The sequence below is a fragment of the Stieleria tagensis genome, assembly GCF_024129865.1.
Classification (GTDB): domain Bacteria; phylum Planctomycetota; class Planctomycetia; order Pirellulales; family Pirellulaceae; genus Stieleria; species Stieleria tagensis.
In genome coordinates this window covers 40895-67112 of record NZ_JAMYFE010000021.1, presented here as the reverse complement: position 1 = coordinate 67112, position 26218 = coordinate 40895, and the positions used below count along the sequence as shown (strand labels likewise).

Genomic DNA, 26218 nt, shown 5'->3' with positions numbered 1-26218 from the left:
AATCCCTCACTGACGCGTCGGGTCACCGTAAAAGCGCGACTCCAAAAGTTGAGACGTAGGATCGACGGTGGTCTTTCGCTGGCTGGCCTCGACAATCCGCCCCCGAGCCTCGAAACTGAGCAGACATCTGGCAACCCTGCTTCAGAACCTCTCGCTTTGGGAAACTGTCTTTCGTGTCGATCCAGCAGACTCTTGCACCGCTCTTGGGTAGCGACGCCGATCCGGTCGCAGCCGGTTACCACCTTCGTGAATTGTCCGGTGGCGACGTCCCCTCGGCGGTATCGATCCTGGCCTACCTGGCCGGCCACCCCGCTGAATTGGCGGCATCTGATCCGGCGATTGTCGGTGCCCTGCTGCGCGTGGTGCACACCTTGTTGGTCCAGCAACGCTCGGAGGAAACACTGGAAATCATTCGTGGATTGACCCCCGAAGTGATTGAGCAAATTGACCGGTCGCTGCCACCGGAATCCTCCAACCGGCACCTGCTGTTGCACCTCTTGGCGCTGGCGCGAACCCGGGAATCGCTGCAGGTGCTGGTGCGGATTTTGAACGAACACGCCCCTACGGATTGGATCGATGCCGCGCTGGTGCTAAGCCCATTGATGCAAAACGACGATTGGCCGATCGATGCGGTGTTCCCCGAGATCCTGCAAGGTTTGTCCGAACCGGCACTGGCCGCATCACTGCTGGATTTGGCCAGCTACCTGTTCCGCTGCGGTCGTGTCGATCAACATCCTGCCGCGGGAATGCTGAATGCCCTCAACGAATTGCTCGGCGAAGTTTCTCGGCGACTGGGGTTCTTTGAAGAAAACCCACGTTCGTTCGGCGATGACGTGCCAACCGTGCAGAAACGACTCGGCGAAGCCGTTGCACTGGCGGTGTCGCTGTGTGACTCGCTGGCGCTGATCGGCGACGAATCCTCGATCGCCAAATTGAATCAAACCGTTTTGCTACGGCATCGCCGCGTGCAATGTGAAGCCGCCGGGGCACTGGCGAAACTGGGGGATGAAGCCGGCAGCCAGCGGTTGATCGAGTTGGCGGCCGATCCGGCGGCGCGACTGCGAGCGATCGCCTACGCTGATGAACTGGATCTGGGTGACGAGATTGATGCCAAATACCGTTCTCCCGATTCAACCGCCGAAGCCGAGATCGCACTTTGGTTAAGCCAACCACATCAGATGGGTGTGCCGCCGACCCACGTCGAAGTCGTCGCCGCGCGGCGGTTATTATGGCCCAGCTTTGATGATCCGGTCGACGTCACTCTGGTGCGATTCGAATACAACATGGGCGACCAGAGCTACAGCAACATCGGTATGACTGGGCCCGCGGTGTTCACGATGGGATGCGATTTGGCCGACATGCCGGTCGACGATATCTTTGCGATTTATGCGGGCTGGCACGCCGATCACCCGGATGTTTTTTCCGTCGCGTCAGACGCGTTCAACGAAGCCCAGCGTCGTGTGATGGAGAAACTGCAACAACACCTGCAGCACCTTGGTTACGAAGAACTTTCCCCCGCGCTTTTGGGGCTGTTCTTGGACGAGCGAGCAGGTGTGTTCACCGCCAAACGCGAAGACACCGAGTGTGTCGTCGTCACCGATGGTCTGGAAACAATCGACCAAGCCACCGCCGGCCGCAATCGTCCGCTCAGCCCCGGCGATTTGTTCAATCTGTACAAAGGTCGCAAGATGTTACGGACGTTCAATTCCTAGTTCACCCGGGGTTCCTGCCGAACCTGCCTCCAGCAGGTTCNNTGGGACCTGAGTGCATGCGACGCTCCCAATGGAGAGTGAAGAGATCGAAGTAAAAGCGCTGGCTTCAAAACCTGTTGCCGGGCTCTCCGAGACCGGACGGGCCACAAACCGGCCTCACAGAGGCCGGCTATCGTGCGAGGCGACTCGATTTAGAGTTTGACCGCAAAGCAGACTTCGCAACGATTGCGGGCTAACTGGCGAACCTGAATGTCTTGCGGATTCCAGCGTTGGATTCGTTCGATCCAATGCGGGATCGCATGGGCGGCTTTGTAGTCGCCCAACTTCATTGTCAGTAACAAACCCGACAGCGAACAATCGCGATGGTTGACGATGTTGTCGATCGTGGTCAGCGTCTTTTCTGGTTTGACGTTGGAGTCTGCGAGCAACCATTTGGCTCCCCGATATTCCCGACGTGGCAAGTCACCGGCGCGTGCTTTGATGTGTTTGAAACGCGGGTGCTGGACAATCCGTGGATCCATCTCAGCCGGATCAATCCCGATCACTTTTAATCCCAATTCCAACAGACGGCCACAGGCACCGCCGGGGGCGCTACCGATCTCGACAGCGGTCTGGCCGGGCATCATTTCGAATCCGCTCCAGGTGATCGATTCAGCGGCTTTAAAATACGCGCGCGAGATCGGTTCGTATTGAGGCTGGATCGGCTGCACGCCTCCCGGCCAACGCGACGGCCATTGGCGGCTGGTGTGCCAACCGACGAACCAGTCCGCCGGATCAACGACGACGACATCTAACACGCGCGACTCGGGTTCAGCAATGCGATTGGGGGCATCACAGGCAAGCCATTGCACCGACAGCGATTGATAAATGTTTTCAGCGACCAATCGCGAGACTTCGTCAATGCCTGGTTCGAAATCGAATTTACCAATCGGCAAACGATCACGCGGCCAAACATGCAGTTCGTCAAAACGCAGGCCCAAAGGAAAGTTCGCTGTTAACAGATCGATCAATCCGGCGATCTGGGTTTCGCCATCTGCGTTGTGCAAGTGTCCGATCGAATGGGACGCGGTGCGGATAAAGACGCCGCTGGGCAAATCGACCACGCCGTCGTGTTTGGCAGTGACAAACCCCGGTCGGGAAAACGCCAGTCGCCAGCCGTCCTCGGACATCCCCTGTTTGACTTGTTGCTCGGCACCGTTGGCGCAGCACATCATGGCGAATGTGGGTCCAGACGATGAATTGACTTTGGCGGGATCTGACATGGTGTGGATTCGATCAATCGTTGCTGTGTTTACTGTGCCAGGAATCAAGCCGTTGCTTGATTCCGGGGATCAACCGGCTGGCGTTTGCAAAATACAGTTTCTGCAGAACTTCCTGGGGCAAATCGACCCCGTAGATTTGCCACATCCCTTGAGGCGGGGGAACTTTTTCACTGTAGGCAAACGATTCGTCATGGGTTTCAAAGAACCGCCAGTACAGTCGCAGACGAGCTTCCGGCCACGGGCCATCGGTTCCGAATAGCAGACGATCTTGATAGCGGATCAAAAAGTCACGCGCGGTGAATGGCTGTCGCCCTAGTTCTCCGATCCGCGAGGCCGGTTCGATCCACAGGTTTGGATAGGTGTCCAGCCAGCCAGCGACGGTGCTCAAGTCCTCGGCACTGTTGGCGATGTGAGCGCCAATGAATTGTGTTTTGGGATGACGCTGAATCATGCGGTTTCGGGCTGCCAGCAATTCGTCGCGCGATGGGTACTCGTCACCATAGAAACTCCAATCGGGATGCCGACTGAGTTCCTCCCAGCGCTCGTTGGTTTCATCGACGGGGTCAAAAAATGCCGCCGGATCAGCCGTGTGAATGATGATCGGCAACCCCAGTTCTCCGCACTTGGCCCAAATCGGATCCCAGCGCGGGTCATCGATTTTGATCAAGGTCCCATCCGGGTTGCGATAACGCAATCCGAATCGCTTGAACAGTTTCAGCCCACTGACACCGCGCTCGGCGGCCTGTTCGAGCAACTCGGCGGTGCGTTCGGCAAACCCCGGACGGTGGCAGGGCCACAGCGCGGGTTCGTCGATCGGCGCATTGCCACGCCAATCGACGTTGGCAAAAATTGCGAATCGATCCTGATACTTGGTCCATAGAAATTTGATGTGGCGATCAAGTTGATCGCCCAAGCGTCCATCCAGCGAGACACAAACCGCAATGTGATTGCGGTCCATCAACGCCACAAAATCATCCAGCTCTTGCTGATTTTCTCTTAGTTTGTAATGAAAGTGTGTGTGCACATCGACCACCGGCATCGCTGCGGCCGATCGCGGGTGCTGGGCGACGATCAATTGGGATTTTGGACGGAAGTTTCGTAGCAACAACTCGCGGCCGTCACGCCCGTCCAGTGGTTCTTCCAGCGGTCGGTCGGACGCCAAAGGAGTCGCCGTGTCGGTTTGGATGTCGGTCTGTTCATTAGACGGAGGGCCGTCCGCCGGCGACGTGTTGGACTGGGCCGCCGTCGAGCTGGTTAATCCAATGCCGACCAGCATGGCCGCGATCCCGCTACGGATCATGCCATGCCCCCATCGCTGGGGCGGTACAATACGAAGGCGGCGTTGGGGATGATTAAAAAGCATCGGGAAACGAGTGAAGCGTTAACAGGCGAGAGTAACGGAGTGAGCAACGAGGACCAGACGCAATACCAGACCGAGGGCGGTCGTTCGTCCAGCAAGAAGCTGTCGATGCAGGCCACCGGGCCACCGTCGGAGGTCCCAGGGTATCGGCTGGAACGGTTTTTGGGCAGCGGCGCCTTTGGCCAGGTCTGGGTCGGTCGTGATTTGAACACCGGCCGGCCGGTTGCAATCAAGTTCTTTCTTCATCGCGGCGGCGTCAATTGGTCGCTGCTTAGCCATGAAGTGAAAAATCTGGTGCAGCTGTCTGCCGATCGCCATATTGTTCAGGTGTTGGAAGTCGGGTGGGACAATGACCCGCCCTACTATGTGATGGAATTGGTCACCGGCGGTTCGCTCGAGGAGATGTTGACCGAGCGTGGCGAGCTACCGGTTGGCGAAGCGGTGGCGCTGTTCCGCCGAATCTGCGTCGGACTGAACCATAGTCACAGCAAAGGCGTGCTGCACTGTGATCTGAAACCGGCCAATATTTTGTTGGGCGAAGACCACGAGCCACGGCTGGCTGATTTCGGGCAAAGCCGGATGACGCATGACCAGACGCCGGCACTGGGCACCCTGTTTTACATGGCGCCAGAGCAAGCCGACCTGGGATCCACCCCCAGCAGTTCGTGGGATGTTTATGCCGTCGGTGCGATCATGTATCGCATGTTAACCGGCGGGCCACCCTATCGTGATGATTCGATCGTCGAACAATTGGACACCGCCGGGTCGCTGCCCAAACGGTTGCAGCGCTACCGCGAATCGATTCAGCAGGCAACGCCGCCGATTCGCCATATCCAACAGACCGGTGTGGATCGGGAATTGGCAAGGATCGTCAGCCGTTGTTTGGCGGCGGACCCGGCCGACCGTTTCACCAATGTTCAGGAGATCCTGGATCGATTGGATCGTCGCAGCGAAACACGCGCCCGTCGGCCACTGTTATTGCTGGGCATTTTGGGGCCGCTGTTGTTGCTGTTGGCCACCAGTCTGTATGCCGTGCGCACGATCAACTATGCCAGCGACAGCACCGAACAACTGTTGCGTCAGGAAGCGCTCAGCAGCAATCAGCTGGCCGCCAAGTTTGCCGCCAAAACACTTGAGGGTGAACTGGAGCGTTACTTTCGGTTGTGCCGCGATGAAATGAATCGGAACGGATTTCGCCAAACATTGTCGGCTGCGTTATCCGATTCGGATTTGCAGCGGGAGCTGAAAACCATCGCCGACCAGGGGACCAGCAAACGGGCGTTAAAGATGGTCGACACCCGCCTAGAACTGCTGGCCAATTCGGCCCGGATCGAATTGGACCAATACCTGTCCAAGCGGCTGGAAAGATACACGTCACCGGAGACCGAATCGCGGGTACCACGGCTGGCGACAATGTTTGTCACGGATGCGTCGGGCACGATTTTCTCTATCGTTTACGACGCGCCGGTTCCCCAGCAACAAAACAGTGCCGGGCGGAATTACGCCTATCGGACCTACTACCATGGCGGCAAAAACGATCTGCCGGTCGACACGCCGATCGAATCCTTGCGGCCGGCACTCAACATGCATCTGTCCGCTGCCTTTCAATCCACCGCGACGGGATTGTGGAAAGTCGCCATCAGCGCACCGATCTGGCTGGATGGGTCAGCGAAAGAACGTCCCGATGCGGTGTTCGTAGCAACCATCAACCTGGGTGATTTTGATTTGTTGCAGGGCGATTCGGGCAGCAATCAAGTCGCTGCATTGGTCGAGGCTCGCGAGGGACCGATGCGGGGAACCGTGTTGCAGCATCCCTACATGGAACAGCGATATGAATCGGGCAGAAAGGTCGAGAAGTACCAGGTGCCGCCTGAAAAAGTCGAACAGTTGTTGCAGGGCGGAGACGTGGATTACCGCGACCCGGTGGCTCGCGAAGATGACGCCGATGAATACGACGGCGATTGGATCGCGGCCATGCAACCGGTCAACGTTCCAGATGCCGAGCCGTTTGATGCCGACGATCCATCGGATCAAGTGACGCAAGCAGCGGGCCCTGCACAGGGTCACGCTGACCTGCTGGTGTTGGTCCAATACCGACTGAGCAAGGTGTTCGCGCCGGTCGGTTCGATGCGGCAAAGCTTGCTACGGCAGGGTGCCGCGGCGCTACTGGCATTGATCCTGCTGTCGGGCGCGATCTTTTGGTTTTTTCTGCGACACGCGACCCGAGAACGTGGCACAGGTCGCAGCCAATTGATCGGGGCCAACGGTCTGTTGGGCAAACAAGCTGTCAAAGACACTTCCAAACCGATGGAAGCGGTCGACATGACAGAAACACTGGAAACGCCGGACGCCAATGCGTAACTACAGTTCCGTTCGCTTGTTGCCAAACCCTTTCTTGTCGTCTCGCTTGCTCAAACCGGCGCGGTCCATCAGCGAGCTACGCATCAATTCGTCCATGTACTCATCATCCGCCGGCGGCGGTCCGTAGGCACCCAGCGTTTGCGGGTCGTACTCGACGATGTACTCGTGACGGGCGATGGCGAGTTTGCATTTGGGGTCCAAACGCTTGCGAATCACCGGCCGTCCGTCGACTTTGATCCCATTACGGCTATTCAAATCGCGAATAAACCAGTAACCATGTTCCAGCGACAGGCGACAGTGCTGCCCGGAAACATTATTGAACTTCAATTGGATGTCGCACTCACTGCGGCGGCCGACCACCAATCGATCTTTGATCAACGGGATCGGGTCACCACCACCGGTGGGGGTGAGCTGGCCGTATTTACCGGCGAAATCTAGGTCGTCGTCGTCTTCGTAATAATTCACCGTCTTCCTCGCGGGATTTGGTGCTGGCGGGCAGTCGCGATAAGCTGGGCGGGGAAAATCGCCACGTTCTAATATCTATCCCATGTGATCATTTGGCAACTGACAGCTGTGACAATTTCCGAATCTGACGATCGTTTGGCCTGGCAACAGGAACAATTGCACTACAACACGTTTGGCGCCTCGCTGCGCCGCCGGTTTGGTGGCCGCGTGCAACGTGTCAGCATTGACGCCGGATTCACCTGCCCCAACGTCGATGGGGCCGTGGCCCGCGGTGGTTGTAATTTTTGCGACAACCAATCCTTCAGCCCCTCGCGACGAGTGCGGTTGAAACGGGTCGGCCAGCAATTGCAGGACGGAATCGAAAGCGTTCGTCGCCGTTACGGAAATGTGCATGGGTTTCTGGCCTATTTCCAACCAGCGACCAACACCTACGCCCCGGTCGAGCAGTTGCAGGAAATCTTTCGCCTGGCACTGGATTGGGACTCGGATATTTTGGGGTTGGCTATCGGCACCCGCCCGGATTGTGTTCCCGAGAGCGTTTTGCAGTTGGCCGAGTCGTTGGCTGTGGAACACTACGTCTCGCTGGAATATGGCATGCAAACCATGCATCAACCCGGTTTGGACTGGATGAACCGCGCCCACACCCATGACCATCTGGTCAACGCGATCGACCGGAGTCGCGGGCGAGGTTTCGAATGCTGTGTCCACATCATCTTGGGGATTCCCGGCGAAACTCACGACATGATGATGCAAACCGCTGACGAAGTGGCGCGATTAGGGTTTGACGCGATCAAGCTGCACAACCTGTATGCCGTTCAGGGCACGCCATTGGGCGAAGAAGTGTTAACCGGAAAAATTCGGATGATGCAGCAGGACACTTACGTGAACACGGTGGTGGATTTTCTGCAGCGAATCCCGCCGACCACGATTGTCGAACGAATCAGCGGCGACGCCCCGCCAAGTTATTTGATCGAACCGAAGTGGTGTCTGGAAAAGTCAAAACTGAAATTGCAGATCGAAGCGGAATTCGAGCGCCGGGGCACGCGCCAAGGCAGCGATTATCAACCGCCCACGCCAGCCGCCGACCAGCGCCCAAGGCCGGCGGACAATACCCCTGAATCCATCCGATCACAGATCGACGTGCGGGGCCGATTGCCGGTCCTGAAAATCGAAGGCCAAGCCATCTAATTCGCTGTCAATCCAGCGGCCCACAACGCTGACTACAAAACGGCCCGCTACACGCGGAGCATCGCTTTCCTCACCCACGAACACGCGTACGTCGGCGACATCAAAACGGTCCAAATCCACATCGCCCAAGTGACGCCATTCGCGTTCTCGGGTCCAGTCATAGGTCTTGCCGGTCGCCTGATGGCGATACCGCTCGTCGGCGGGCAGGGTGGATGCGTCGCCCGCTGATCCATACACCACCGGCGCAAATCCAGCGGCAACCGCTGCCGTCTTGCGGATCGCGATTCCATAGGGCTCGTAATCCCAGCGATGTAGATGCGGTCGATAGCGACGCTGTGACAACAGCCAGGCCAAAGGCTGTTGTGAAAAACACACCACCGGCCAACGCCGATCGCTGGTCAGTGCCGATGCCACCAGGCGACGTGTTTGCACGATCCGCAGCAACGAATCCAGTGGTGCTGGTGTCGACATCGCCATCGTCGACGATCCACCCAGCAGCAAACTGTCACGGTGTTGACGCATGCTCTGTCCCGGCCAGGGGCCACTGGGCGCTCGAGTGCAATGCACCAACCACTGGCCATCGGTTTTCGTCCAGTCGTCGGCCACGATCCGAGCAGCATCGGTTTTCGCAGTGACACGGACTCCTGAATTTTCATCACCGCTGTGCGCGATGGGCTGACGATCGGGCAACTGGCGATCGGGCGGACGGCAGTACCAACCGACCGCGCCGCGTCCCATCATCGCCAACGTGGCTTTGTGCGAGCGTTTGTCGATCGCCGGAGAATGAATTGCGATCCGCACGGTCGCTTGATCGGTGTGCTCCAATTGTTGCTGAAGCGAGGCTTCAATGTTGCCATGCGGACGCAGGTAGACACAGTCCACTTGATCGGCAATCGCAGCCACGACATCGTCACGCGTCGCCGATGTTTGACAGCGAACGATGGCTCGGTCCCGCCCTGTCACCTGATCGTTGGAAACCGCTTGTTCGGTGTCATTCCCAGTCGCATGCACATGGATCAGGGGCACGCCAAACAATTCGGCCGCGCGGACCACCCAGGGTTCGGCCGCCGACTCGGATGCGACGACAACGCAGTGTCCCGACCGCCGTGCATCGATCATCGAACGACTGATGTAGCGACAGACCTCGGCATGCAGACGGGTCGAATGGCCGAGATGGCTGCTGGTGATCGCATGCCAGCGCCTATCGACTAGCGACCGCGCTGCAGACGACAGCGTCACTGTCCCCTGGATTCCAGAGCATTGCAATTGTGTTTGCAAACAACGACCCATCACTGCCCTCGGTCGATCGAACCTTTTTCAGCGTGTTCCTCTGCCGTCAATCATAACGGCCACCACCGCAGGGTACGAGCAGCGACTAAACTAAAGGATCGTCGGAACCATCCGTGTCGTGGCTGGATCCGCCAGGATTCAGACCGACTGAACCCTGGCGGGCCCAGCTACGAGAAACACCGCCAATGAAAATTCCAACGATCCTAACCGGTCTTGCACCCTGCCTCCTCACACGTCCTGTCCTCTGCAAATGCTATCAACCATCGCCCGTTGCACCGCGTTATTGTTGGTCTGCGCCGTCTCGCCGGCGCGCAGCGACGACCGCCCCAATATCGTCTTTTTCATTGCCGATGACGTCAGCTGGAATGACTACGGATGTTATGGCAACGATGCCGCCAGAACGCCGAATATCGACCAGTTGGCCGAGACCGGCATTCGTTTTGACCGCGCCTACCTGACGGCCAGCAGTTGCAGCCCGTCGCGCAGCAGCATCATCACAGGACGCTATCCGCACAACAACGGAAAAGGCGCCGAACTGCACCAGCCGATTTCACTGCCGCTGCCCTGGTTCCCTGAGATCTTAAAGCAGGCGGGGTACTACACCGCGCTGTCGGGCAAGCATCACATGACATCCACCGCGCCGACGCAGGGCCAGTCAAAACGACCGGTGGCATTTGATCATGTTGATGCCGGGCGAACCAAAGGCGATTCGAGCGGTTCGGCGAACTGGCAGAGCGTGACGCAGCAGCGACCAATGGATCAACCGTTCTTCTTTTGGTTTGCGTCGTACGACGCCCACCGCGGGTGGGATGCCGACGGGCAATGGAAACCGAAACTGTATGGGCCGAAACACCAACCTCAAGACGTAGTGGTTCCGCCCTTTTTGTCAGATGACGAACCCACACGTCAGGACCTGGCATCGTATTACAACGAAGTCACTCGGTTTGACTATCGCATCGGAGTGGTCGTGGATGAATTGCGCAAGCAAGGTGTGCTCGACAACACGTTGATTTTTGTTCTCGCTGACAACGGCCGACCGTTTCCACGGGCGAAAACGCGACTGCATGATTCAGGAATGAAAACCGCGTTGGTTGCCCATTGGCCCCAGGGCATCAAATGGGCCGGACCGAGTGAGCAATTGGTCAGCGCGATCGATTTAGCACCGACCGCACTTTCGGTAGCCGGTTGTGAGATTCCCGAAACGGTCCAAGGCGTCTCGATGCTGCCGTTGTTCAACGATCCCTCGGCCACGATTCGCCAGTACGCTTTTTCCGAGCACAACTGGCATGACTACGAAGCGTTTGGTCGCAGCGTCCGAGATGGCGACTACTTGTTGATTTTGAACGAACGTCCCAATTTGGCTTGGCAGGGACCGGCCGATTCGGTTCGCAGTGATTCGCACCAACAGCTTCGCAAACTGCAATCCCAAGGCACATTAACACCCGCCCAGGCCGATGTATTTTTGTCGCCGCGACCGACCGCAGCACTGTACAACGTCCAATCCGATCCGCTGCAGTTGAAGAATTTGGCGGGTGATCCCGACTATGCCGCCGTCGAAGACAAGTTGGCCGGCGTGCTGGAGCGTTGGATGGACGAAACCGGAGACAGTGTCCCACCGAAATTGTCACCCGATACGTTTGATCGGAAAACCGGAACGCCGTTGGATCGGAAGTCCGTCGATTCAGACGGAGTGATGACGCCTGGTCAAGATCGCTCGGCCGACCAGATCAACGCCCCAGGTCCACGATGACTGTCGTGACGCCACTCGATCCAGCATCCCAGATGCAACCTGGCGCCAGCCCCAGTAGGCCAGGTGCAACCTGGCGCCAGTCTCAGTAGGCCAGATGCAACCTGGCGCAAGCCCCAGTAGGCCAGGTGAAACCTGGCGTCAGCTCCGGTAACCCAGACGACAAACCAAGCGGCTCCGTGGTGACCGCAGAACTACCTTGCGTGCCGACCGATCATTTCCATCAGTTCCGCGGTCGGACGCTGAACCGTTAGCACGCGGTTGCCCTTGGGATGTGAGGGGTCACGAACGATCACGATCATCTCACCCGCCGCGGCGGGTTGACCAGCGGTCGAAGCAGCCGGCTGGGCCGACCGGTTTACCACCGGTGCAGTGTTTTGTGGACTCTGCAACGCCATCGGTGTGTTGGTCCCGAGTGCTGCCAAACGAGTTTGTGGCACTGCGTCGGCGAGTGGTTGCGACGGCGATGGCGATGACGCAGGGTCTTGGTAGAGATGCGACAGTTGAACGCGGTCGAGTTGCCATTGGACGCTGCCAGGTCCGGTGTAGATTCCGACGTCGCCCTTGTAGTCCGCCGCGTTGCAAACGCCGACCAGACGACCGCTCGAATCAAACAGTCCGCCACCGCTGCGGCCATCGACGGGAGCACCGCCGATTTCGATGTTCGATGCACCCAAGTGTTGATTGTATTTGTTCACGCCGGTGATGCGTGTGTCGCGGCGTGACGGATCGTCACCGTGATCACAACCGAAACTGAACACCGACTGGCCGGCTTGTGGCGGTTCGGCGCTGGGCAAGATCTTGACCGGTTGCACGTCGAACCCGGGTTGAATCACAACCAATGCGATGTCGCGTTGGTCGGCGTCATAGTCAACGACTTGACCGGGGACCGATCGCACTTCGCCGCCGACAAACAACTGGACTTCAACACGCGATTCTTTTTTCGATTCACGGAACAGGTGTCCGCAGGTTAACACCAATGCTTCGTCGCCGTGGCGATCGATGATCGTTCCGGTACCGACGCCGAAACCGTGTCCATCGTGGACTCGCAAACGGACCGTCGCCGCTTCGGCTCGCTGAACCGCATCGGCCAACGAGACACTCGGCATGGCTTCACCCTGGGCGCCCGACCAAGCGGCTGTGCGGGTGTTTGCCAATCGGGTTTGGGGAGCATCCAGTGCGGCTTGGTTGCTGACGTTGGCGCCGGTCTGAACCAGCGGGCCGGCGGGATTAATCGCCAATGCGTCATGGAGTTGTTGGGCGGAATGCACGCCAACCAACCGAGTCAGTTCGCGTCCGGCCGACCAGACGACAAAGGTTGGGGTCTGGCGGATCCCGTGGCGGCGGGCAAACTCTTGCTCGGCATTCACGTCGACGTGCCGAATCGGAACGCCGCTCTGCTCCAGGGACTTTAGGGTTGGCTGCATGGCCTGACAGGCGCCGCATCGATCTGATGAAAACGCCAGCAGGACCGACGTCGTTGCTGACGCCTGGGCCCCCGTGACGGCGGTCAACAGAAACACCAGTGCTGAGACGATAGACCGGTCGATCCGACCGAACATTTGCGTGTTCAAAATGTCTCTCCCTAGACAGATAGGACGATCAGCCGATCCTTCGGCTGTCCGCGAGGGGGCACTCTCGGAAATCCCTTGTGTCGGCATCAACCCCAAACCATCCCTCTGCACCAGCGAATCCGCGTGAAACTCTCGGGATTACGTGTTTCACGACGATCGTTACAATTCGCCGCTGAATCCCCCCAACCGAAAACACGCCGAAAGAGCTCATGACGCGCCGCATCCTGGTCACCAGCGCTTTGCCCTATGCCAACGGGCCGATCCATATCGGCCACCTGGTGGAATACATCCAAACCGACATCTGGGTCCGATTTCAAAAATTGATCGGCAACCGTTGTCTGTATATCTGTGCCGACGACACTCACGGCACCGCAATCATGATTCGTGCGAAAAAGGAAAATCGCAGCGAAGAAGAATTGATCGCCGACATGAGCCGTCAACACCAACGAGACTTTGCAGATTTTCACGTCGAATTCGATCACTACGGCAGTACAAACAGCGATTCCAACCGCGAATATTGTCACCAGATTTGGAAAGCGCTGCGCGATGCCGATCTGATCACCGAGCGGGCGATCGACCAATTGTATGACCCCGAAGCCGAAACGTTTTTGGCCGATCGCTTTGTCCGCGGGACCTGTCCGGTCAGTGGCCACAAAGACCAGCCCGGCGACAACTGCGTCTGTGGAGCCACCTATTCGCCGACCGAATTGATCGACCCCAAAAGCACGCTTAGTGGCGCCACGCCGGAAATCCGCACCGCAGTTCACCTGTTTGTCGAATTGGAAAAACTGCGTCCCTTCCTGACGCAGTGGATTGACAATGGTGACGCATTACAAAAAGAAACGGCCAACTATCTAAAGGGCTATTTCCTGGCCGAGGACAAACCGCTAAAGGACTGGGACATCAGCCGACCGGGTCCGTATTTTGGGTTTGAAATCCCCGATTCACCGGGCAACTATTGGTACGTTTGGTTCGATGCCCCGATCGGCTATATCGCCAGTACCGCCGAGTGGTGCACGGCCAATGGCGAGTCCATTGATGATTGGTGGCGCAGCGAATCAACCGAAATCCACCATTTCATCGGCAAAGACATCACGTACTTTCACACCCTGTTCTGGCCCGGCATGTTGCACACCGCCGGATTCCAGTTGCCAACCAAAGTCCACATTCACGGTTTCTTGAATGTCGGCGGCGAAAAAATGAGCAAGTCGACCGGGACGTTGATTGCGGCAGAAACTTATCAAAAATACGCCGAACCGGACCTGTTGCGTTATTTCTACGCAACCAAGCTGACGCCGCGAGTCGAAGACTTGGATCTGGGCATCGACGAGTTTGTTGACAAGGTCAATAGCGACTTGGTCGGCAAGGTCGTGAATTTGGCCAGTCGTGTCGGCAAGTTTGCCAAAAGCACAGGCCTGTCACCGATCTATCCGGACGACGGCGGACTGTTCCAAAACGCTGCCCAAGCTGGCGATGCGATTGCGGCGGCTTACGAATCCGGTGACTTTAGCCGCGCGATGCGGTTGATCATGGAACTGGCCGATGCCGCCAATCCGTTTGTCGAACACGCCAAGCCGTGGGAGATGAAAAAGGACGCTGATCGACAAGACGAACTGCGTGACGTCGTGACCGTCGCCTTAAACCTGTTTCGACAACTCGCGATTTACCTGGCTCCCGTTTTGCCATCGCTGGCACAAAAGTGTGACGCACTGCTAGGTGAACCGATCACGTCATGGCAGCAAAGCAAAACACCACTGGTGGGCACACCGGTGGAAAAATTCAAACGCATGATGGAACGCATCCAACCCGAGGATCTACAGAAGATGATTGACGAAAGTAAAGCCAACGCCGACGCCGAAGCGGCCACCGAAAACCTGCCGACATTCAATGACAGCGACGCGCCGCTGAAGGATGAACCATTGGCTGACGAGATCACGATTGATGATTTTGTAAAAGTCGATTTTCGAGTCGCTCGCGTGCTTTCGGCCGAACATGTGCCCGAGGCCAACAAGCTGTTGAAACTGACGCTCGGTTTGGGCGGTGACGAAACTCGCCAAGTGTTTGCCGGTATCAAAGCCGCCTATCAGCCCGAGAAACTGGTCGGCCGATTGGTTGTGATGGTCGCCAACCTGAAACCACGGAAAATGCGATTCGGACTTAGCGAAGGCATGGTGTGCGCCTCCGGCCCCGGCGGTGAAGACGTGTTCTTGCTGGCCGTCGACGAGGGCGCCTTGCCAGGCCAGCGCGTGCACTAGTTCGGATTGCTGATGATTCGGTCACTGCAACGCATCCTGCTCGATCAATTCATTCTGCGGCCGTCGCGGCATGAGATCGCCTATGCGCCCAAGCAGCGTCACTTGGTCACTGCCGATGGAATGACCGATGAATTTTTTATCGGTCACTCTCCGCCGCCGTTGAACCAGGCCGATGACGAGCTCCGGGCGGCAGAGATGCTGGTGTTGAAATTTCCCGGCACCGCCGGACGCGCCGAGCGTGCCAGCGAGTGGCCGTGTTCCTTTCTGCCCGACGTGACGGCGCAAATCTGTTCCTGGAATGCACCCGGGTATGGACGCAGCAGCGGGCGCGCGTCGCTGTCCAAAATGGCACCGCGGGCACTGCATTTTTGGCAAACATTAAAGACCCAGTTTGATCTGGGGTCGATGAAAGTTTGGATCGTCGGCAATTCGCTCGGCTGTGCCACCGCAACCTACTTGGCGGGTCACCCGGATGTCCGCGCCGAGGGGTTGATTCTGCGCAACCCACCGCCGCTGGTCGATGTGTTCAAACACATTGCCCAGCGTTATCCGATGGGCCGTTGGACCGGATCGATCGCTGAGAGTTTGCCACCGGAAATGAATTTGCAACTGACGGCACCACGGGCGGATCTACCCACGGTGATGCTGCAATCCGAACTCGATTCACTGGTGCTGCCCACATTGCAGATGGAAATTTATGACCTGCTTCCAAACGCGAAACGATTGGTCGTGATGCAGGGCTTGGATCACGATTCGGTAGCCACCGAAGATCACGAAGACGACATCGCCGACGCGATCCGTTGGCTCTGGAATCAATCGCAGTGCTGATTTTGGTAAGCGAGACGCGTCAGTTTTGAAGTTGTGTTTTCTTAAGCCCAGCGGGCGGCAGATGTAATGCCGGCGTAAGTCGCCGGTTTCAGAGAGTAGTCGCTTCCCTAGCCCGGCCAATTACAAATCGAAAATTTGACCTACGACGACATCGATGGTGCATACAAGAAATCGATGTCGCGAATCCGGCCTTCGGATCGCCGCAGCATGTTGATGATTTGGGCTCGGTGATGCGTGGCGTGCAGCGCCAGGTGGACGGCGGATTCGCCGATGCGAAACGACGTTGGTGGACCGTCGGGTTGGATGGTCACGACATCCATTGCGGTTTGTTGGTTGATCGTCTTGACGAACGCGGAGCGTTTTTTTGCGATCGCCGGCCACGTGTCCCGGATCGTGGTCAGTTTCATGTCTTCGGCTGAATGTGGAAATTCACCCTGTTTCCCATTCCAGTTATCGATCCACCATCGTTCGGCATCCATCAGATGCAACAACGTCTTGCGAATCGTGCCACAACCCATGTCAAAATTGCGGTCCAGGGCGGCGACTTCGACGGTGTCACACATCGTGATGATTTCTGCGTTGGCCCAATCACAATGGCGAAACAAGCGATCCACCAACACACTGTCATAGATCGGATCGGGCACATCCAAGGTTCCCACTTCTAATCCAAAGTCCTGCAATGCTTTGACCGACTTGGGCGGTTGTTCGATCGTCGTGGCCGCCAAGCGATAAAAGATATAGTCCAACCCGGCCGGTACGGTCTGGCCATACCGTTTTAGAAAGTGCAGGGCTTGTGCGCGATGATGCACGCCATGATTGGCGACGTGAATCAATTGGTTGTAGAGCTCGCTGGTGTGTTCGTTTTTTTTGCTGTCGATGTAGGTAATCGATTCTTTCCAGCGACTGCCACGATTGAGTTCGATTAGCGAACGACGCTGCGCCGCGACTTCGCCAAGCCCGCTGGAAATTTCGGCCAACGTGATTCCATCTGGATCACGAGGAAACGGTCTCCATGGCGCTCCGGTCCAGCGTTCCATCCAAACCCGTTCGGCGGTCAATAGATGAAACAGGGTCGCCCGCAGCGATCCGAATCCCATTTCCAAAGGCGCATCGAGTTTCGCATTGGTGACTTGTTCTGACATCGCCAGGATCTTTCCATTGGCCCACGTGTTGTAGGCATACAGGTCGTCCAGCAGTTCGTAAGTTTGCATCAGATCCGTGATCCAGAAGCGTGTGTGGGTGAACCGTCATAGCTTGACCAGTTCAGTCGCTGTTGACTACCCGCGCTGGGCGCGCGACCGCAGGCGTCACATTTTGTCGGTTGACGACGCTGGAATCTGGATTAATAGATTTGTTTGCTACAACCGTTAAGACCCTGGCATGGTCAGCCGGATAGTTTTCTGCGGCGGACCGGATTCGCAACGACGACCAGACTAGTCTTGAATTGCCATGAACTTTTTTCACACCCCGCTTCGCTGGTCCTACGCACTTTCGCGGCGACTGGGAATGATCGACGTGACCGGTCTGTACCAGTTGACCGCGGATCGACTGATTGACGGCACCGTTCCGACGGGTTACACGATCCGGACGATATCCCCCGCTGAACTGTCCGATCTGATCGCTGGCGGAATGGTTCATCCCCAAGTCGGCGCGGCTGTCCATTGGGACAAACCGGGCCGGCGATTGGTCGCGGCCTTTGCCGAGTCGCGAATGGTGTCATTCACTGGGTTGGCCACACAGTTTGTTGCGGGATCCGACAACTACAGTCGTGCCATTCACTTGGGCACCTCGATTGATTTGCCCGCAGGGACACTGTTTGTTTACAACGCCTGGACCGACCCCGACCATCGCGGCAAACGTTTGCTGGCGGCGTTGATTCGCTGGGCGATTAGCAATCAAATCGATGGAGCTCCACTCGATACAGCTCGATCGTTGGCGACGATGATCGATTGTGCGAACACCGCATCCTGTCGAGCGTTTGAAAAGCTGGGCATGCAACGTTTGGGCTGGGTCGTTCGAATGGGTCGCGGGCCGATTCAAATCAGTTTGTTGCCAGCATCCGCCAGTCAGGCCGGGTTGCGTGTAGCGGCCGATGCACCAGGCATCAGGATCGCACTTTGAATCGGCTCATTTTGGCAACTCGATCACATCACCCTGTTGATTGTCATTGAGGATCTGTCGGATCAAAAATTGGGTGGGGCCATCCCAGGTCGGTAGCGTTCGCAACAGCTTGAGCGCCGGATCGAGTTGGTCTTCGGCGAACAATTTCAATGCCGTTTCGTAGTCGTTGATCAACGAATCGGTCACCAGATTTTCCGAATCTTCGCTACCGGGAATCAATTCGGTGACCTGCACGGGGGAAGTGAATCCTGCCGGCCGCACTTTGGCGAGCCGCCGCATTTGAAATGTTGCGTCGGCTTTCGCCTCACTTCCGCGGCTCAATGCCAGCCGGGTTGCATCGTCGATAATGATTTCGGCACCAAATTGTTTGGTCATCGATTCCAACCGACTGGCCAAGTTCACGACCGGACCGAACGCCGTGACTTTGACTTGGTCTTTGGTGCCGATCTGGCCGGCGACGGCGCGGCCATGGGCGATGCCAATGCCGCATCGGAACCCCAAGTCCGAACGATGGTATTCCGATCGAATCGCTAACGCGGCGCGTGCGGCGAGTAGCGCCGAGTGTTTTTGTGCCAACGGCCAGCCCCAGAATCCCATTGACGCGTCACCATGAAAATCGCCGATCACACCATCAAACCCGAGAATGTGTTTGGTCATCACGCCCAACGCGTCACTGACATCCGACAGCAATTGCAGCAGGTTGTCCGCATCTTGTTCGCTGCGTCTGGAAAAACCTCGCAGGTCGCAAAACATCACCGTTAAATCTGTCTCGCGAGGTTCCAGCACGGCGTCGGAATCGCCCGTCGAAAGCGCCTGCATGACCACCGGTGCAAAGAAATTCCGCATCGCTGCTTGGCGACGTTGTAGTTGCCGACTTTGACGCAAACTGGCGATGGTGGTGCCGACCAGTTCGGCGAATTTAATGTCATCCTGTAACTGTTCGGAAATCTCGATCGGCCGCCCGGATCCGGTCACTTCGGGTTCTAATATTTGCCCGGTGATGTAGATCACCCAACCACGACAGGCGGCGGTCCGCAGGGGAACACAGAACGCCCAGTCGACGTCTTCGCGTGCGGTGAAGGAGGATGTGGTTTGGGCAGTCCCGTTGGACGCCCAAACGTTCAAAACACTCTCCCGTTTTTCGATCGCCCGTTTGACAAGCTGGCGGCTGATCGATGTGCCGCCCAGTGTCGCGCTGCGGTTGTCGTAGTGCAGCGTTTCGATGATGGCATCCGGGTCCTCTTGCAGCGCTTCGGCCGCCAGAATCGAAACCGCCTCTGCCGAGGGTGTTGATTGCAACAACACGCTGGTCACGCGAACCAACAGTTCCTGGTCGCTGTCGCTGCTGGCGATCAAATCGGGCAGTCGTGTCAAAACGTCGATCCGTGAATTGACATCGCGGAAATGTCGTCGTCGCAGCACGTCGTGATCAAAGACGTTTTCGGTGACGTCGAAATCGTTTGCCGGTGATGCGCTGAACCGGTCCGGCGATCCGGCCGCGGCGGCAGCAAGCGTGAAGGTGGTTTTGCCGATCACAAAATGGTCGCCCGGGACCAAGATGAATCGATCCGCGCGCCGCCCCTGGTGAAAGACCGGGTTGCGTGCTGCTCCGATCAAAACGACTTCGACGCGTTGATCCGGTTGTGGAATCAACCGCACATGGGATCGGGAAATCATCGAGTCCCAAGGCACATTCCAATCGGCTTGACTGCGGCCGATCACCACCTCGACGCGTGACATCGGATCGGGGATCTCCCGTCGCCAGCGGTGATAGTTCTGCGGCCCCTGTGCGATCAAGTCAGCCATGGAGGAGTGTTCCAGATGCCAAGTGGTACGTCTTGCCTGTGGTTCCCCGCGAAGCTTACTTGCCGCGCTCCCAGCAGGCAACGGTGTGCAATTGGCTGGTTTGGACCACTTGCTCCTGTGGCGGGCGGTCGACGCGACAGCGGTCCACTACCAGCGGGCAGCGGTCGGCAAAGGAACATCCAACGTGCTCACGATCTGGCGTGGGGACTTCGCCCACCAGTCGAATTCGTTGACGTGTGGCGGCCAGCACGGGATCCGGAACAGGGACCGCCGACAACAGGGCTTCGGTGTAGGGATGCGTGGGGTGCGAATACACCGATTCGGCTTCACCGATTTCCGCTAATCGGCCTAGATACATCACGCCGACCCGCGTGGCGATGTGACGAACCACACTTAAATCGTGTGCGATGAACAAGTACGACAAACCGAGTTGTTGTTGCAGATCCATCATCAGATTGATGATTTGGGCTTGGATGGATACGTCCAGGGCGCTGACCGGCTCGTCACACAAAATCAGTTTTGGCTGGACCGCAAGTGCGCGAGCGATGCCAATCCGCTGTCGTTGCCCGCCGCTGAATTCATGGGGATAGCGATTCAAGAAGCGAGGGTTCAGACCGACCAGATCCATCAACCGCAACACTTCCAGTTTTCGGTCTTTGCCCGATGCAAGCCGATGGACGACCAGCGGTTCTCCAATGATATTGCCGACCGTCATCCGCGGATTTAACGAAGCAAACGGGTCTTGGAAAACCATCTGCACGACCCGCCGATGTGGCATCATCGCGCGATCACCCAGACCTGTGATGTCCGTTCCGCACAGCCGCACACGACCGCTGGTCGGATGCACCAGATTAATGATCGCGCGTGCGGTGGTGGATTTTCCACACCCCGATTCCCCCACCAGCGCCAATGTTTCACCTTCGCGGATGTCGAACGACAGTCCATCGACGGCACGGATCACGCCGTGGTGTGGATTCAAAAAGGATCCGCGACTGAACGGGAATTGAACGTGCAGGTCCTGAACCGAAAGCAACGGTGGATCTGCGGTGACCGAATCGGCAGCGCGCGTTCCCTCAGTTTGTGTCGAATCAGACATTGGCGGTCTCCTGGGCGACCAGGCAAGCGACCTGACGATCTTGATCCATCGTGACTAACCGGGGGTCTTCGTTCGCACAGGCATCGACTGCCCAGGGACAGCGCGGACGGAAGGAACACCCCGCCGGTAAATTGCCCAAATCTGGTGGCTGTCCGGGAATCGCTTCAAGCGTGTGCGAGGATTGATCGAATCGCGGCAATGAATTTAGCAATCCGAGCGTGTAGGGATGTTTGGGTGCGGCGAACAGCGATTGGACGTCGGCTTGTTCAACCACCCGACCGGCATACATCACCAGCACACGCTGGCAGACTTCGGCGACGACGCCCAGATCGTGGGTGATCATAATGATGCTGGTGCCGCGACGTTGCTGCAGATCACGCAACAGATCCAGGATTTGAGCTTGGATGGTCACGTCCAATGCGGTGGTCGGTTCATCAGCGATCAACAAATCGGGTTCACAGGACAACGCCATTGCGATCATCACCCGCTGTCGCATGCCGCCACTGAATTGGTGTGGATAATCGCGCAGCCGTTTCTCCGCGCCGCTGAGCCCGACCAGTTCCAACATTTCGGCGGCCTTGCGATTTGCCTCGCGCTTGTTCAGCCCCAGGTGCAATCGCGTCATTTCCGTCAGTTGTTGGCCGACGGTCATCAATGGATTCAGTGCGGTCATCGGATCTTGAAAGATCATCGCGATCCGGCGACCGCGAATCGATTGCATTTGGCGTTCGTTGAGTGTCAACAGGTCTTTGCCGTCGTACATCACCCGCCCGCCATCAATTCTTCCAGGCGGTTTGGGAACCAGGCCCATCATGGCCAGATTGGTGACGCTCTTTCCGCTACCACTTTCACCGACCAGTCCAACCGTTTCGCCGGGGTGGACGTCAAAGCTAACACCACGAACGGCGCGGACTTGCGATTCATCGGTTTTGAAACTGACCTGCAGGTCGTTGACCTGCAGCAGCGGTTGGGAATCTTTCATGGGGTTTTAGTCTCGATTCTTCATCCGTGGGTCGAGCGCATCACGAATGCCGTCTCCCAGAAAATTGAGTGCAAACAGGGTGGCCGCCAGCGCACCGCCGGGAAAGACCACGACCCACCAAAACACTTTGATGATCGATAGGGCTTCGACGCCATCGTTTAACAGTAGTCCCCAGGAAACATCGGGCGGCGACACGCCCAATCCCAGAAACGACAGAAAGGCTTCGAACAACATCACACTGGGAATCGTCAGCGTCAGGTAGACGATCACTACACCCAACACGTTGGGAACCAAATGTCGAAACACGATCCGCATCGGTGAAGCGCCGACCGTTCGTGCCGATTCGATGAATTGCTCACTGCGCAACGACAACACCTGGCCACGTACAACACGTGACATAGTCAACCAATAGATGGCGCCGATGACCATGTAGAAAATGGTGATCTGGTCGATCCCAATGGAATCCAATTTCTTTTTGACGGAATCCTCGCCCAGAAAGGTGACCAAGAAGATCACGACAAAGATAAACGGGATTGAATACAACATGTCGACGATTCGCATCATTGCCGCGTCGATCATGCCGCCGAAATAGCCTGCGATTGCCCCCCAACTGACTCCAATGATCAGACTGACCAAGGTGGCAACAATGCCGACAATCAGCGATACACGAGCCCCCCAAAACACCCGAGCCAACAAGTCACGCCCCAGTTTGTCGGTGCCGAAGAGACTGGGGATGGCATAGTTGCCAAACAGGGCCACTCGCGTCTGGCACATCCACCAGGACACCGGACCGAGCTCATTCCACATTTGGTTGAAGGGATGTTCGATGTCGATCCGCGCGGCGATGCCTGCGGCGAGTGCCTGGCGTTGCTGGGGATCGCTGGTGGATTGCAATTGAATCGCCAAGTCAGCGATTTCCGCATTGAACCGATCCAGTTCGCCGGTCAACGTGCCGTCGGCAAATTTCAATCCCGGCCGTCCTCCCATCACCACCGTGCCTAGATTCGGTGGCAGAAAACGCCGCTCATTCAGGTCTTTGTCGATCGGGCTTTGCAGCGGCAACAGCGGAGTCAAAATCGCCAGCACGGCTAGCAACACCAGACAGGTCAGCGAAATCATCGCCGCCGGATTGCGACGCAGTCGATTCCAGGCATCTTGCCACAGTGACACGCCATGAATGTTGCGCGATTCGACCAGGATTCGTTCCAGCGTTTCGCGGTTGGCTTCCGTATTCATCGTAGCTTGACCCTCGGATCGATGATCGCATAGGTCAAGTCGACCAGGGTGTTCATCACAAACAGCAGCACGGTGTATGTCAGCACCATTCCCATCGCCAAGGTGTAATCGCGTTGTGTCGCGGCGTTGATAAAGTGGCTGCCCATCCCCGGCAGCGCAAAGATTTTTTCCAGCACCAATGATCCGGTTAACACCCGCGCCACCGCGGGCCCCAGGTATGACACGACAGGCAACATCGCGCCGGGGACGACGTGTCGCAGGATCACCGTTCGTTTGGGCAGTCCCTTGGCGTAGGCCGTTCGCACATGATCCTTCGTCAGCATTTCCAACATCCCTGTGCGGCTAAGCCGCGCGATGTAGGCAGCGACCGGCAGCCCCAAACAAAACGCCGGCAACGCAATTTGCTGGAGGGTTCCCCAGCCGCCGGCGGGAAAAATCTGGATCATGAAAACGAACAACAAGATCGCCAGACTGGCCAGGACAAAATTGGGAATCGCGATCCCCAAGACCGCGGCGAACATCAGCACGTGGTCGGCTGTGGAGCGGCGATAGACCGCAGAAATGATTCCCGCGGTGACACCCAACAGGATCGCAAACACCAACGCAAAAATCGCCAGTGTCGCTGACACCGGGAACCCTTCGGCGATCACTTGATTGACACTGTAGTCTTCTAGCCGAGTGCTCCAGCCAAGATCCAATCGGGTGACCACGCCGACCAGATAATCCCAGTACTGTTGCAGTGGCGGTGCGTCCAGGTTGTAGCGTGCTTTGAGCTGGCGTTCGATCGCCGGCGGCACACTGCGTTCACCGCTGAAGGGGTTGCCGGGCACACTGCGCATCAAAACGAACGACACGGTGTAAACCGCCCACAACGTTAGCACCATCCAGGCGGCGCGTTTGAGCAAATATCCGAGCAAGTCACGCATCCGGCATCATTCCTTGGGTGTCTCGGATCGGTAGCGCAGGATTTGCAACGGGTGCAGGTCCTGGGCCGACGGTGCGAAGCCTTCGATGTTGGTCTTGGCCATCTCGGCGGAGGTGTAAAAGTAGATCGGGATCACTGGCAACTCGTTTGCCAAAATGGTTTCTGCCTGTCGCAGCAACTGCATTCGCTTGGTTGAATCCAGTTCGGTGCTGGCCGCCTTGATCAAACCGTCGTATTCCAGGTTGCTCCAATTCGTATTGCTTTGCGGATTGTCGGTCACCCACATGTCCAGAAACGTGTTCGGGTCGGGGTAGTCGCCGACCCAGCCGTAACGCGCCATTTCGTACTTTTCCATTTGCACCGTTTCGGTGAAGCTGCCCCATTCCATATTCTTCAATTCGATCTTGATGTTCAGGTTGTTTTGCAACTGTTGCTGAATGACTTCGGCGATCGGGCGATGGGTTTCGCTGGTGTTGTACAGCAATGAGATCTTGGGGAATCCGCGTCCACCGGGATAACCGGCTTCGGCCAACAGTTCTTTGGCGCGCGCGACGTCTTCGTGTAAACCATCGGCGTTGTCGTATCCGGCGATCCCTGGCGGCACGACGGAGTACGCCGGTTGTTGCCCCCCCTTGGAGACCTCTTCAACAATTTGTCGCCGATTGATCGCCATGCTGAGCGCTTGACGAACTCGAATGTCGTCCAGTGGCGGCACGTCGTGATTTAATTTGTAGAAATAGATCGACAGCTTTGGGGCGCTGTGAAAATCGGGGCGGTCTTTCAATTCTTCCAGCACCGAGGTCGGCAGATCGTAGGCCCATTGGATCTGGCCGGTTTCGTACATGTTCAGCGCCGTGTTCTGGCTTTCCAGTGAGATGAAATCGATCGTCTCCATGCCCACCGAGTCGACGTTGTGGTAGTCCGGGTTTTTGGCGACACGGATGCGATCACGCAGCCGGCGAAACTGCAGCATGTAGGGACCATTGGTGACGATATTTTCCGCCTTGGTCCACAGTGGCGCGCCGTGAGTTTCGATGCAATTTCGGTTCACCGGAAACAGCGGGTAGTAGGCGACCAGATTCAGAAAGTAGGGCACCGCGTTGTTGAGCCGTACGACAAAGGTCTGATCGTCAACCGCTTGCGCTCCACCGAAGTGTTGAAAGTCCACCATCACGCCGTGAGTCCGCTGGATGCTGTCGTCGCGAGCGACCTGGGCGGAAACCGAGAATTCCTCGGGCGTTGTGGGGCCATCCCAGTCCACGTTGCCCGAACCGTCACTGGGCGCCACGTCGATTTGATAGACCCAACTCTCTTGCCAATCCAGCTCGGCCGATTCGCGTGCGTCGTCACTGGCCGAATCCGGCAATACAATTTGATCGGGTTTGATGATCGCCCGAAGCGTGCCGTACTTCATTGTCCCACGGGGAAAGTGTTGAATATTGGCATCACTGCCGGACGATTCACCCGGTCGATCCCAAAGCTCGACCTCGACGCGGTCACCGACTTTGACGATCGAATGGTGATACTCGTCGGCCAGGACAACTTCGCTGATCAGGTAGCCGTATTCACAGGCCGTGGCAGGGTGCAACATCCGCTGCCATGACCAAGCAAAATCGTGAGCGGTCAAGGGCGTTCCGTCGGTCCAAACCAGTCCGTCGCGTAGATGAAAGGTGTACGTCTTGCCGTCTTCACTGACCTCATACGAGGTCGCCATCCCCGGCTGGGGTGTCAGTGGTTGCAAACCGGTTTTTGGATCCGGCGAACCCTCGGGCAACATCCGTAGCAGACCTTCGAATAGCTCGAAAATGATCTTGCTTTCCGGTTGTCCGGTCGCCCGGTGAGGGTCCAGCGTTTTGGGGTCGGTGCCATTTTGCAACGAAAAGTGGGCCGGAGGGACGTAGTCCATTCGAGCCGCCCAGATCACGGCGACAAGCGTGACCAGACAGGAAAAAATAACGATTCCACGCCGAACTTCCGGGGGCACTGTGTGTCTCTATTCAGTTTGGGCTG

General features: G+C 57.3%; 19 protein-coding genes. 7 read left to right on the top strand and 12 right to left on the bottom strand.

Going from position 1 to position 26218, the window contains the following annotated elements:
• Window positions 1-173: 173 nt before the first annotated feature.
• Window positions 174-1712 (top strand): HEAT repeat domain-containing protein, encoded by a 1539-nt coding sequence (locus tag NHH03_RS03595; RefSeq protein WP_253154375.1) that lies wholly within the window; start codon window positions 174-176, stop codon window positions 1710-1712.
• A 191-nt stretch (window positions 1713-1903) separates the two neighbouring features.
• On the opposite strand, the gene NHH03_RS03590 is transcribed toward NHH03_RS03595, so the two are convergent.
• Both NHH03_RS03590 and NHH03_RS03585 read right to left on the bottom strand, forming a co-directional pair.
• Window positions 1904-2974 carry an SAM-dependent methyltransferase gene (locus NHH03_RS03590; RefSeq protein ID WP_253154374.1) on the bottom strand — a complete coding sequence of 357 codons (1071 nt, stop codon included), beginning with the start codon at window positions 2972-2974 and terminating at the stop codon, window positions 1904-1906.
• A 13-nt stretch (window positions 2975-2987) separates the two neighbouring features.
• On the bottom strand, window positions 2988-4274 hold the full coding sequence (locus NHH03_RS03585; protein WP_253154373.1) for an amidohydrolase family protein: 1287 nt from the start codon (window positions 4272-4274) through the stop codon (window positions 2988-2990).
• 3 nt (window positions 4275-4277) lie between these two features.
• On the opposite strand from NHH03_RS03585, the gene NHH03_RS03580 reads away from it, so the two are divergent.
• The gene (locus NHH03_RS03580; RefSeq protein ID WP_253154372.1) at window positions 4278-6695 is read left to right on the top strand and encodes a protein kinase domain-containing protein; all 2418 of its coding nucleotides are present in this window, start codon (window positions 4278-4280) and stop codon (window positions 6693-6695) included.
• Here the strand turns inward: NHH03_RS03580 and NHH03_RS03575 are convergent, their stop codons facing one another.
• Entirely contained in the window at window positions 6696-7160 is a 465-nt protein-coding gene (locus NHH03_RS03575; protein WP_253154371.1) for an FHA domain-containing protein, read from the bottom strand.
• A gap of 108 nt (window positions 7161-7268) precedes the next feature.
• Between NHH03_RS03575 and NHH03_RS03570 the strand changes: the two genes are divergently transcribed.
• Window positions 7269-8348: a TIGR01212 family radical SAM protein gene (locus NHH03_RS03570; protein WP_253154370.1), complete on the top strand. Its 1080-nt coding sequence runs from the start codon at window positions 7269-7271 to the stop codon at window positions 8346-8348.
• Here NHH03_RS03570 and NHH03_RS03565 read toward each other — a convergent pair.
• A complete protein-coding gene (locus NHH03_RS03565) occupies window positions 8289-9638 on the bottom strand; it encodes a hypothetical protein (RefSeq protein WP_253154369.1) in 1350 nt (449 codons plus the stop codon). The two genes, NHH03_RS03570 and NHH03_RS03565, sit on opposite strands and share 60 nt — an antisense overlap.
• A gap of 250 nt (window positions 9639-9888) precedes the next feature.
• Between NHH03_RS03565 and NHH03_RS03560 the strand changes: the two genes are divergently transcribed.
• Window positions 9889-11388 (top strand): sulfatase family protein, encoded by a 1500-nt coding sequence (locus tag NHH03_RS03560; protein ID WP_253154368.1) that lies wholly within the window; start codon window positions 9889-9891, stop codon window positions 11386-11388.
• Window positions 11389-11579: 191 nt separating this feature from the next.
• Here the strand turns inward: NHH03_RS03560 and NHH03_RS03555 are convergent, their stop codons facing one another.
• Window positions 11580-12947 (bottom strand): trypsin-like peptidase domain-containing protein, encoded by a 1368-nt coding sequence (locus tag NHH03_RS03555; RefSeq protein ID WP_253154367.1) that lies wholly within the window; start codon window positions 12945-12947, stop codon window positions 11580-11582.
• Window positions 12948-13168: 221 nt separating this feature from the next.
• Between NHH03_RS03555 and metG the strand changes: the two genes are divergently transcribed.
• Both metG and NHH03_RS03545 read left to right on the top strand, forming a co-directional pair.
• Window positions 13169-15214, top strand: a complete 2046-nt coding sequence (gene metG, locus NHH03_RS03550) for a methionine--tRNA ligase (protein WP_253154366.1) — start codon at window positions 13169-13171, stop codon at window positions 15212-15214.
• A gap of 12 nt (window positions 15215-15226) precedes the next feature.
• Complete coding sequence (locus tag NHH03_RS03545) at window positions 15227-16042, top strand: alpha/beta hydrolase (protein WP_253154365.1); 816 nt, start codon at window positions 15227-15229, stop codon at window positions 16040-16042.
• Between the two features lie 140 nt (window positions 16043-16182).
• Here NHH03_RS03545 and NHH03_RS03540 read toward each other — a convergent pair whose 3' ends face one another.
• Entirely contained in the window at window positions 16183-17253 is a 1071-nt protein-coding gene (locus NHH03_RS03540; protein WP_253154364.1) for a DinB family protein, read from the bottom strand.
• 238 nt (window positions 17254-17491) lie between these two features.
• Here NHH03_RS03540 and NHH03_RS03535 point away from each other — a divergent pair, with 238 nt between their 5' ends.
• A complete protein-coding gene (locus NHH03_RS03535; RefSeq protein WP_253154363.1) occupies window positions 17492-18163 on the top strand; it encodes a GNAT family N-acetyltransferase in 672 nt (223 codons plus the stop codon).
• Between the two features lie 6 nt (window positions 18164-18169).
• On the opposite strand, the gene NHH03_RS03530 is transcribed toward NHH03_RS03535, so the two are convergent.
• Genes NHH03_RS03530 through NHH03_RS03505 form a run of 6 tightly spaced genes read right to left on the bottom strand, consistent with a single transcriptional unit; the run spans window position 18170 to window position 26192 of the window.
• Window positions 18170-19969, bottom strand: a complete 1800-nt coding sequence (locus tag NHH03_RS03530; RefSeq protein ID WP_253154362.1) for an adenylate/guanylate cyclase domain-containing protein — start codon at window positions 19967-19969, stop codon at window positions 18170-18172.
• Between the two features lie 55 nt (window positions 19970-20024).
• On the bottom strand, window positions 20025-21065 hold the full coding sequence (locus NHH03_RS03525) for an ABC transporter ATP-binding protein (protein ID WP_253154361.1): 1041 nt from the start codon (window positions 21063-21065) through the stop codon (window positions 20025-20027).
• Window positions 21058-22047, bottom strand: a complete 990-nt coding sequence (locus tag NHH03_RS03520) for an ABC transporter ATP-binding protein (protein WP_253154360.1) — start codon at window positions 22045-22047, stop codon at window positions 21058-21060. The genes NHH03_RS03525 and NHH03_RS03520 overlap by 8 nt, the downstream gene beginning before the upstream one ends.
• A 6-nt stretch (window positions 22048-22053) precedes the next feature.
• Window positions 22054-23283: an ABC transporter permease gene (locus NHH03_RS03515; protein WP_253154359.1), complete on the bottom strand. Its 1230-nt coding sequence runs from the start codon at window positions 23281-23283 to the stop codon at window positions 22054-22056.
• Window positions 23280-24209, bottom strand: coding sequence for an ABC transporter permease (locus NHH03_RS03510; protein ID WP_253154358.1), 930 nt, complete (start codon window positions 24207-24209; stop codon window positions 23280-23282). The genes NHH03_RS03515 and NHH03_RS03510 overlap by 4 nt, the downstream gene beginning before the upstream one ends.
• A 6-nt stretch (window positions 24210-24215) precedes the next feature.
• Window positions 24216-26192, bottom strand: a complete 1977-nt coding sequence (locus tag NHH03_RS03505; RefSeq protein ID WP_253154357.1) for a peptide ABC transporter substrate-binding protein — start codon at window positions 26190-26192, stop codon at window positions 24216-24218.
• Window positions 26193-26218 lie beyond the last annotated feature (26 nt).